11 protein-coding genes are annotated in these 9,831 nt (G+C 66.3%); 3 read left to right on the top strand and 8 right to left on the bottom strand.

Going from position 1 to position 9,831, the window contains the following annotated elements:
• From V7082_RS20395 to V7082_RS20365, 7 genes are all read right to left on the bottom strand, one after another.
• The coding region (locus V7082_RS20395) for a hypothetical protein (RefSeq protein ID WP_334151425.1) at window positions 1-494 on the bottom strand (494 nt) is incomplete at its 3' end.
• 179 nt (window positions 495-673) lie between these two features.
• Window positions 674-1,132, bottom strand: coding sequence for a DoxX family protein (locus V7082_RS20390; protein WP_334151423.1), 459 nt, complete (start codon window positions 1,130-1,132; stop codon window positions 674-676).
• Between the two features lie 182 nt (window positions 1,133-1,314).
• Complete coding sequence (sdhA, locus tag V7082_RS20385; protein ID WP_334151421.1) at window positions 1,315-3,165, bottom strand: succinate dehydrogenase flavoprotein subunit; 1,851 nt, start codon at window positions 3,163-3,165, stop codon at window positions 1,315-1,317.
• 7 nt (window positions 3,166-3,172) lie between these two features.
• Window positions 3,173-3,553, bottom strand: a complete 381-nt coding sequence (gene sdhD / locus V7082_RS20380) for a succinate dehydrogenase, hydrophobic membrane anchor protein (protein WP_334151420.1) — start codon at window positions 3,551-3,553, stop codon at window positions 3,173-3,175.
• Complete coding sequence (gene sdhC / locus V7082_RS20375) at window positions 3,550-3,975, bottom strand: succinate dehydrogenase, cytochrome b556 subunit (RefSeq protein ID WP_334151418.1); 426 nt, start codon at window positions 3,973-3,975, stop codon at window positions 3,550-3,552. Before sdhC ends, sdhD begins: the two co-directional genes overlap by 4 nt.
• Window positions 3,976-4,192: 217 nt before the next feature.
• Window positions 4,193-5,245 carry a MaoC family dehydratase gene (locus tag V7082_RS20370; protein WP_334151417.1) on the bottom strand — a complete coding sequence of 351 codons (1,053 nt, stop codon included), beginning with the start codon at window positions 5,243-5,245 and terminating at the stop codon, window positions 4,193-4,195.
• A gap of 231 nt (window positions 5,246-5,476) precedes the next feature.
• Entirely contained in the window at window positions 5,477-6,367 is an 891-nt protein-coding gene (locus V7082_RS20365) for an HpcH/HpaI aldolase/citrate lyase family protein (protein WP_334151415.1), read from the bottom strand.
• Between the two features lie 206 nt (window positions 6,368-6,573).
• Between V7082_RS20365 and V7082_RS20360 the strand changes: the two genes are divergently transcribed.
• The 3 genes from V7082_RS20360 (at window position 6,574) to V7082_RS20350 (ending at window position 9,497) form a co-directional block, all read left to right on the top strand.
• Window positions 6,574-7,401, top strand: coding sequence for a bifunctional hydroxymethylpyrimidine kinase/phosphomethylpyrimidine kinase (locus V7082_RS20360; protein ID WP_334151414.1), 828 nt, complete (start codon window positions 6,574-6,576; stop codon window positions 7,399-7,401).
• A 68-nt stretch (window positions 7,402-7,469) separates the two neighbouring features.
• Window positions 7,470-8,678, top strand: a complete 1,209-nt coding sequence (nhaA, locus tag V7082_RS20355; protein WP_334151412.1) for a Na+/H+ antiporter NhaA — start codon at window positions 7,470-7,472, stop codon at window positions 8,676-8,678.
• Window positions 8,679-8,855: 177 nt separating this feature from the next.
• Window positions 8,856-9,497 (top strand): carbonic anhydrase, encoded by a 642-nt coding sequence (locus V7082_RS20350; protein WP_334151411.1) that lies wholly within the window; start codon window positions 8,856-8,858, stop codon window positions 9,495-9,497.
• Between the two features lie 22 nt (window positions 9,498-9,519).
• Here the strand turns inward: V7082_RS20350 and V7082_RS20345 are convergent.
• On the bottom strand, window positions 9,520-9,831 hold a 312-nt coding region (locus V7082_RS20345; RefSeq protein ID WP_334151410.1), incomplete at its 5' end, for a redoxin family protein.

The following is a 9,831-nucleotide window of genomic DNA, read 5'->3' as shown; positions in this document are numbered from 1 at the left end:
AGCTTGTTGAGCCGGTCCTGGCAGTCGCCGAAGCCGAAGAAGATCTCCTCCGGCGCCTCCACCGTGCCGTCCTCGATGGCGCACATCACCTCGAAGGCGCTCTGCGAGGCGAGCACCAGCATCGATGCGACGTCGTTGACGGCCTGCTGGTAGAGCTTTGCCGCATCCATACCCACCCGCGGCCCGTGCACGCCGAATTTCAGGGGCGAGGCCCCTTGTGCGCCTTCGCCGGCGAACAGCCGGGGATTGCGCTGGAAGCGGCGAAAGATCTCGGAGAGGTGCAGGCAGCACGTCTCGAGCTCGCGCAGCACCATGACGGCCTTGCGCTTCGGCCTGATGCGGTCGGCGGCCCGTTCGCGCGCAGCCCAGTTGATGGCCGCGATGGAGGAGATGGTCCCGAGTGCCGCGATGGCCGGCAGCACGGCCGCGAACGGATCGGGTGCGATCCGGCTGTCGGCCTCAGGCGCATCTGCCGGATCGCGCTTTTCCGTCAAGAAGCCCTCCCGTCGGCCGGTTTCGCTCGCTGGGCTCTGCTCATGCACCGGCGCAGCCGCCGTGCCAGCGTGAGACCATGGATCGCCTGGGACCCTATCAGTCCCAGGCGTCGCTCATGGTGACAATAACCGCGCGCGAGGAGAAAAACGTTATCTCCGGTGTGAGCACCTCGTGCGGCTCAGAACACCTTGCCGAGGTGCGCGTCGACCGAGTGCCGGTTGGCGCCGCGGATCGCGAAATAGAACATGATCGCCGCCCAGAGGATGGATTTCTCGGCGCCGCCAAAGCCTTCGCCTCTCAGAACCCAATGAAAATATACGGTGACGAGCAAGACGATCATGGCCGCGAACGCAGCCGGGCGTGTCCAGAGCCCGATGGCGATCAGGATGCCGCCGAAAAACTCCGTGACCGACAGCAGCACGGCCCAGAACACGGCGGGGCCGGGGAAGAACCCGAGGCTCTCGACCAGTCCGACCGGCCCCGTCGGGTTCATGATCTTCGGGAACCCGTGCGTGACGAGGGCGAGGCCGGCGACGACGCGCAGTAGTGTCTCCGCGAAATCCCCAAGGCTCCCGTAAACCGGGCCGAGAAATGGGATGATGAGCCGGTTGGACGGATGGATCGGATCGTTCGACATGTGCTGCTCCCCTTTTTTGGCCGTATCGGACGCACACAGCTTAGGTTTCAGACTATTTTCGTCAACATATTGCGGGCGGACGCGGTTGCGTTGCCGCCTCCGTCCGTTGTCGAGCGGAGGGGTTCGCGCGGACAAGGCCGCGCGGCGCCGGCGCGACGGTGAGGCCGCAACCGATTGAAGCGCTAATACACGCGGGCCTTGGGCTCGATGTATGAGATCTCGTTCGTCAGCGTCCGGGTGTGCACCGGGCGGTAATCGAGCCTGACCGATGCGCTCTCGTAGTCCGCAAACGCCAGCGTGTGCTTCATCCACTCCCTGTCGTCGCGGTTTGGATAGTCCTCGCGCGCATGCGCCCCGCGGCTCTCCTTGCGGTTGGCCGCGCCGACCACCGTCACCGCCGCCTGTGCAATCAGGTTGTCGTATTCGAGCGTCTCGACGAGATCCGAGTTCCAGATCAGCGAGCGGTCGGTGACGCGGATGTCGGAGGTCGCGCGCCAGATCTCGGCGATCTTTTTCACGCCCTCGTCGAGCACCGGCCCGTCGCGGAACACCGCGCAGTTCGCCTGCATTGTCTTTTGCATGCGAAGACGCAGCGCGGCCGTCGGCTCGGAGCCCTTGGCGTACCGGAAGCGGTCGAGTCTTGCGAGCGCCCTGTCGGTCGCCTCCGGCCGGAAGTCCGGCTGCGCGGCGCCTGTTTCGATGGAGGCAGCGCACCGGAGTGCTGCCGCGCGCCCGAACACGACGAGATCGATGAGCGAGTTCGAGCCGAGCCGGTTCGCGCCGTGCACCGAGACGCAGGCAGCCTCGCCGATGGCCATGAGGCCCGGCACGATCGTGTCCGGATCGCCGTCTTTGAGCGTCAGCACCTCGCCGTGATAGTTGGTCGGGATGCCGCCCATGTTGTAGTGCACGGTCGGTAGCACGGGGATCGGCTGGCGCCGGAGATCGACGCCCGCGAACACCTTGGCGCTCTCCGTGATGCCGGGCAGCCGTTCGGCCAGGATCGCCGGATCGAGATGGTCGAGATGCAGATAGATGTGGTCCTTGTCGAGTCCGACGCCGCGTCCTTCCCGGATCTCGATCGTCATTGAGCGCGAGACGACGTCGCGCGAGGCGAGGTCCTTGGCGTGCGGCGCATAGCGCTCCATGAAGCGCTCGCCCTCGCTGTTGGTGAGGTAGCCGCCCTCGCCGCGCGCGCCCTCCGTGATGAGCACGCCCGCGCCGTAGATCCCGGTCGGGTGGAACTGCACGAACTCCATGTCCTGCAGCGGCAGCCCCGCGCGCAGCACCATGGCGTTGCCGTCGCCCGTGCAGGTGTGGGCCGACGTGCAGGAGAAATAGGTACGCCCGTAGCCGCCGGTCGCGAGGATCGTGCGCTTGGCCCGGAAGCGGTGGATCGTCCCGTCCTCGAGCGAGAGCGCGATCACCCCGCGGCACGCCCCCTCGTCGTCCATCAGGAGGTCGAGCGCGAAGTACTCGACGAAGAACTCGGCCGAGTGGCGCAGCGACTGGCCGTAAAGCGTATGCAGCATGGCGTGCCCGGTGCGGTCCGCGGCCGCGCATGTGCGCTGGGCGGGCGGGCCGGCGCCGAACTCCGTTGTCATGCCGCCGAAGGGGCGCTGATAGATCCTGCCGTCCTCCGTGCGCGAGAACGGCAGGCCATAGTGCTCGAGCTCGAAGACGGCATCGGGCGCGTGCCGGCAGAGGTACTCGATGGCGTCCTGGTCGCCGAGCCAGTCCGAGCCCTTGACGGTGTCGTACATATGCCAGCGCCAGTCGTCGGGGCCCATGTTGCCGAGCGAGGCCGCAACGCCACCCTGCGCCGCGACCGTGTGCGAGCGCGTCGGAAACACCTTGGTGATGCAGGCCGTCTTGAGGCCCGCTTCCGCCGCGCCGAGCGTCGCGCGCAGGCCCGCGCCGCCGGCGCCGACCACGACCACGTCATAGGTATGATCGTGCGTGGGATAGGCTTTGCCCGCGACGGCGGGTGCAGCGAGAGAGGAGGCTGGATTTTTCCCGTTGGTCTTGGCCATCTGGGCGTTAGCCTCCGAACGAAAGCTTGAGGATGGAGAACGCGCCCGCCGCGGCGACGGCGATCGCGAAGAAGGTATTGAGCATGAGGAGCACGATCTTGGTGGCCTCGCCGTGCACGTAATCCTCGATGATCACCTGCATGCCGATCCGCATGTGGATGGCGGCGGACACCAGGAACAGGATGAGCGGCACCGCGACCAGGGGCCGGCCGAGCGTGCGCGCGACGGTCGTGTGATCCGCGCCGGCGAGATGGACGGCAAGCCCGATGGCGAAGATCGCGAGAACGAGATTGGCGGCGCCCGTCACGCGTTGCATCCAGAAGTGATCGGAGCCTTCCTTGGCCGAGCCGAGGCCGCGGACCTCCTTGAGCGGCGTGCGCATGGTCATACGTCGAGACCCCCTGCCGAGAGCAGTACATAGCCCCAGATGGCGAGCGTCAGCGCGATCGAGACGGCGAGCGATCCCCAGCACAAAAGGTCGATGGTCGCGTGCTCGTAGCCGCGGCCCGTGTCCCAGATGAAGTGCCGGATCCCGCCCACGAGGTGGTGCAGGAGCGCCCAGGTGTAGCCGACGAGGACGATCAGCCCCGGCCAGGTGCCGAGCAGGCCCGTGACGGAGGCAAAGGTATCCGCCCCGCTCGCCGTGGCGACCAGCACGCACGCCACCAGCACCGTGCCCACATAAAGGGCCCCGCCGGTGATGCGATGCACGATCGACATCGTCATGTTGATGGGCATTTTGTAGATCTGCAGGTGTGGCGAGAGCGGACGTGCCGCCCGCGAGCCCCGCGTCGCATTGGCCTCAGCCATTGGTCCTCGTGTCCCCGGATGCAGAGGGCGCCGGCTGATGCCGCCGCCAGGATGCCGTTTCGCCTTTTAGCGCGCGTGCCCGCACGGGGCAATTCGCCAAATGGTTGCGGGCGATGGGGCAATTATTGATTTTTGTACTCAGGATAGCGGACCCGTGAGGCATCGTCCGCCGCGCTGCCGAGCCCGTCGACGCCCGATCCAACAATGAGGCCAGAGCCTAGCGCGGAAGCAGCACCCAGATGTCGAGGTCGAGGATCACGCCGTCTGCGTAGGCCCCGCCTTCGGTCTTGAAGGGAAACGTGCTCGCGTCCTGGTTCTTGACTGCGACCAGCCGGGTTCTGAGCGCGCCGACGTCCGTGCGGCCCGGTAGCTCCGCCTTCTCCAGGACCTCGGACCACGCATAGACGGTATCGCCGGCGAACAGCGGCGCCACGTGCCGCCCGCCGTTGATGGCGGCGATGTGGAAGGCGTTGTTCATGCCGTTGAACGACAGCGCGCGTGCGAGCGAGATGGTGACGCCGCCGTAGACGATGCGCTTCCCGAAGCGGCCCTTGGCTTCGGTATGCTGGTTGAAGTGAACCTTTGCCGTGTTCTGATAGAGGCGCGTCGCGATCTGGTGCTCGGCCTCCTCGAGGGTCATGCCGTCCACGTGGTCGATGCGCTCGCCCACCTGGTAGTCACCCCAGCGATAGGGCGCACCCGCGAGGTCGTAATCGTAGGCCTTGCCATCGATGAGCGGCACGGCCCCGCCGATATCCTTGGGGTCGACGCGGTCGGAAAGCTTCGGCACCACCGCCTCCGGTGCGGGCGAGGCCTTGTCGCGTTTGCGGACCATGACCCAGCGTGCGTACTCGAGGACGACCTCGCCGTTCTGGTTCCGCCCCGTCGAGCGCACGTAGACGGTGCCCGTCTCGCGGTTGGAGTTCTCCTTGAGGCCGATGACCTCGGAGACGGTCGAGAGCGTATCCCCGGGATAGGCGGGCTTCAGAAAGCGCCCTTCGGCGTAGCCGAGATTGGCGATCGCGTTGAGCGAGATGTCGGGAACGGTCTTGCCGAACACCACGTGGAACAGAAGGAGATCGTCGACCGGCGATCGCGGATAGCCGATGCTGCGCGCGAACGTGTCGGCCGATTGAACGGCAAAGCGCGGACCATAAAGGCTCATGTAGAGACCCACGTCGCCCTCCGTCAGCGTCCGCGGGGTCGCGTGGTGCAGGATTTGTCCGACGCGATAGTCTTCGAAGAAATTGCCCGGGTTGGTCTTGGTCATGCGCTCGTCTCAGTCTCGGAAAGGATCAGGGCCGTCCTATGCCATCTTTGGCGGGGTGAAGCGAGTGCGCCTTTTGGTCCGTGATATCGAGAGAAAAGCCCTGGGCCCCCCGGCTCCTCTCCACCCCGGCCGCGCCCGCCCCGACCGGGCGCCTCGACCGGGCACACCTCAATCGGGATCGCTTCGGACCCTGTCGGTCCGAAGCGTCGATCATGGTCCCGAGGTCGGAGTCTAGAACCACTCCTCGATTTCCCTGACCGAGTTGGCGATCGCCACCGTGCGCCGGGCCTGTACGAGATGCAGCCGCTCCACCATCTTGCCCTCGACGGTGATGACGCCCTTGGGGGCGTTCTCGGGCTCGTTGAAGGCGGCGATGATCTTTTTCGACCAGGTGATCTCCTCCTCCGTCGGCGAGAAGATCTCGTTGCACGGCGCCACCTGAGAGGGATGGATGAGCGTCTTGCCGTCCATCCCGAGCGTGCGCCCGTGCTCGCATTCCTTGCGGAATCCGCTCTCGTCCTTGAAGTCGTTGTAGACGCCGTCGATGATGTCGAGCCCGTAGCCGCGCGCCGCAACCACCGTCATGGCGAGCCAGGGGACCACGGCGAAGCGGTCGTGCAGCGCCCGTGCCCGGCTTTCCTTCAGGAGATCGTTGGTGCCCATGACGAGGCAGACGAGCCGGTTCTCGGGGTCGGCGCCCGTCGCCGCGATCTCGCCGCAGCGCAGGATCGAGAACGGCGTCTCCATCATCGCCCAGAGCTTGGTCTTCTCGGGCGCATTGACCGATTTCAGGATCTTGGCGGCGCTGATGATGTCGCCCGGACCGTGAACCTTGGGGATCAGGATGGCGTCGGGCGCCGCCGACGCCGCAGCGAGGATATCGGCGGTTCCCCAGGCGGTTTCGAGCGCGTTGGGGCGGATGATGACCTCGCGCTTGCCGTAGCCTCCTTCCTTGACCGCGGCGACGACCTTGCCGCGGGCCTCGACCTTGGCATCCGGCGCCACCGAATCCTCGAGGTCCAGGATCAGCGCGTCGGCCGGCAGCGAGCGCGCCTTCTCGAGCGCACGCTCGTTGGCGCCGGGCATGTAAAGCACGCTGCGTCGGGGGCGGATCGGAGCCATGGGACCTCTCTCAGTTGGTCCGGGCGCGGGTCCGGCCCGGAATGTTGCGGTGCAACGTTAATGCAATCTTGGCGGCGAACCAACGATGCCGATGGCGTCGTACAGAGAAATTGTCGTCGGGTTGCCGGTCGGTTTCGGAGCCGGCTTCGGATATGACAGGGGGGGCCGCGCGGCGGTGAGCCGGCGCAAAGAAAAGGGACGCTCGCATGGCGACCGTCGTCGCAGTTTCTTCATTCGTTGCGCGCGGGGCGGTCGGCCTGCGGGCGATCGTGCCGGCGCTCGACCGGCTGGGGCATGACGCCGTCGCCTGCCCGACCATCGTGTTGTCGAACCATCTGGGACATGCGCGCGCGGCCGGCAGTCCCGTCGCGCCCGAGACGCTGGCCGCGATGATCGACGCGCTCGCCGACAACGGATGGCTGGCGGGCGTCGATGCCGTGCTGACCGGCTACCTGCCGAGCCCCGAGCACGTCCATCTGGTCGAACGCCTGATCACCCGCGTGCGCGCCGCGCGTGCCGGTGCCCTGATCATCTGCGATCCGGTGCTCGGAGATGATCCGGGCGGCCTCTACGTGCCCGAAAGCGTGGCCGAGGCCGTGCGCGACCGGCTCGTGCCCCTCGCCACGCACATGAAGGTCAACACGTTCGAGCTGGCGCTCCTCTCCGGCCGGGGCGTGAGCTCGGTCTCAGGCGCCGTCGACGCCGCGAGACGCCTTGCGGCGCCGGTCGTGCTCGCAAGCTCCGTCCCCTCCGAGGGCGGCGGGCTCGCGAATGTCATCGTGACGCGCGAGCGCGCGAGCCGATGCACGGTCGCAGGGGAGAGCGACGTGCCCCACGGCACCGGCGATCTTCTGGCCGCAACCTTCGTGGGCCATCTCCTTCACGGCGAGGATCCGTTCACGAGCACGGCCCTGGCCGCCGCCGCCGTCGCACGCGCCATCGCCCTGAGCCGGGGCAGGGACGAGTTGCAGCTCTTCGCCGCCGCGGCGTGGCACGAGGCGGCGGCGCTGACGATGACCGGCATCGATCGGTGACGGATTGACCGCGTGCCCGTTCTATCGCACGACGGCACCGAGGGAATTTTCACGCGAGGACGGCAGGAATGGCAAGGCGGCGGCTGCGTGACGCAATGAATTTCATCCAGCACCACGAAGCTTCGGGCGGCGTGGTCCTGCTCGTCGCCGCCGTGGCCGCGCTGATCCTCGCCAATTCGCCCCTGGCGCCGCTCTACGGCGCCCTTCTCGATACGCATGTGTCCATACGTGTCGGCGAATGGGGGCTCGACAGAAACCTTCTGCATTGGATCAACGACGGCCTGATGGTCATCTTTTTTTTCAACGTCGGCCTCGAGATCAAGCGCGAGCTGGTCGAGGGTGAGCTGTCGAGCGTGAGGCAGGCAGCGCTCCCGGCCATCGGCGCTTTGGGCGGAATGATCGTTCCGGCCCTCATCTACACCTGGATCAACTGGGGCGACTCGCACGCGTTGCGCGGCTGGGCTATTCCGACGGCAACCGACATCGCGTTTGCAATCGGCGTCCTGGCTCTTCTCGGGCCGCGCATTCCCGCTTCGCTCAAGATTTTTCTGCTGGCACTCGCGATCATCGACGACCTGGGTGCGATCATCATTATCGCCGTGTTCTACACCGCCAACCTGTCGCTTGTGGCGTTGTCGCTTGCGGCAGCCGGGATTGCGGTGTTGTTCGTTCTTAACCGGCGCGGCGTGACGCGGACGGCCGCGTACGTCCTGGCGGGTGCCTTCGTATGGCTCTGCGTGCTGCAATCGGGTGTCCACGCGACGCTTGCCGGCGTGATCACCGCCATCGCCGTTCCGCTGCTTCCGGTCGCGAACGGCAATGGCGGATCCGAGACCTTGGCGGCCAAGCTTCAGGACAGCCTGCATCCGTGGGTCACGTTCGGCGTTCTCCCGGCCTTTGCCTTCGCCAACGCCGGCGTGTCGCTGGCCGGGCTCACGCCTGAAACGCTCTTGAGCCCGATCCCGCTCGGGATCGCGCTCGGCCTGCTGATCGGCAAGGCCGTCGGCGTGTACAGTTTCACGACGGGCGCGATTGCGCTGGGCATCGGAACGAGACCGGAGAGCAGCTCGCGCGTCCAGCTTTTCGGCATCGCGATTCTGGCGGGTATCGGTTTCACGATGAGCCTGTTCATCGGCATGCTGGCTTTCCCCGAGCCCCAATACGCCGCCGACATCCGCATCGGCGTCCTCTCGGGCTCGCTCTGCTCGGCGCTTCTGGGCTTCGCGATTTTGCGCTGCGCGAAGCGCCCGCTGCCCCCGGCAGCGAGAACGGGATAGTGCGACTCGCGAGATTGCAGACGCAAGCCGCCAACGCCTCCTACCCGGTCGGGCGGGTGCGACGATTGCCTGCTCGCATCGCGGCGCTTTTCAATATAGAAAATATGAGGATAGCGACGTGCGCGTAGGGCACGCGCGCCGGTTTGTACGAGGCCTTTTCCATCAGGGAAAACCAGAATGTCGAGCTTTCCTGAGGTGCTGACGGATCGCTTCCGCCGCTTCAAGCTTCGCCACTTCATGCCCAATGCCGATCGCTACGAGGAACTGGCCACCCACGGCCAGGATCCCGAGGTGATGGTCATTTCCTGCTGCGACAGCCGCGTCGACCCGGAAACCATCTTCACGGCCATGCCGGGCGAGATGTTCGTCGTCCGCAACGTGGCGAACCTGGTGCCGACCTACGAGGTGGTCGGCCGATACCACGGCGTCTCGAGCGCCATCGAGTTCGCGGTCATGAACCTCCGCGTGAAGCATCTGATCATCATGGGACATTCCGGCTGCGGCGGCGTCAAGGCCGCGCTCGACCAGAGCGCCGCCATCCAGACCGAGGCCATGTTCATCTCGCGCTGGATGTCGATGCTGGACGAGGCGCGTCTGCATGTGCTGACCAACCACCAGGCGGCGTCGAGCGCCGAGAAGCATAGGCTTCTCGAACTGGAATGCATCAAGACCTCGATCAAGAATTTGCGCACCTTCCCCTTCGTCAAGAAGGAGGAGGACAAGGGCCGTCTGGCGCTGCACGGCGCCTATTTCGAAATCGCGACCGGCACGCTGAGCGTGCTCAACCATTCCCGCAACGAGTTCTATCCTCTGACGTGAAGCGGGAGAAGCAAACGCCCCTCTAAGGAGAAGCCGCCCGGCCTCGCGCGGCCGCAATGGCCGGAAGCAGCGTCTTTTCCAGGCTCTCCGCGGAGATCGGGCCGACGTGCTTGTAGGCGATCCGGCCCGCGCCATCGACGACGAATGTCTCCGGCATGCCGTAGACGCCCCACTCGATGGCGTTGCGCCCGGAGCGGTCCGTGCCGACGGCCGTGAACGGATTGCCGTAGCGCCCGATGAAGCGCCGCCCGGCTTCGGGCTGGTCCTTGTAGTTGACGCCGAACACGTCGACGCCCGTGCGCTCTCTGAGCGCGATCAGCAGCGGATGCTCCTC

Source organism: Hyphomicrobium sp. (genome assembly GCF_036833075.1).
Lineage (GTDB): Bacteria > Pseudomonadota > Alphaproteobacteria > Rhizobiales > Hyphomicrobiaceae > Hyphomicrobium_C.
The sequence above is the reverse complement of the archived record's forward strand: the minus strand, read 5'-3'. Positions and strand labels throughout refer to the sequence as shown.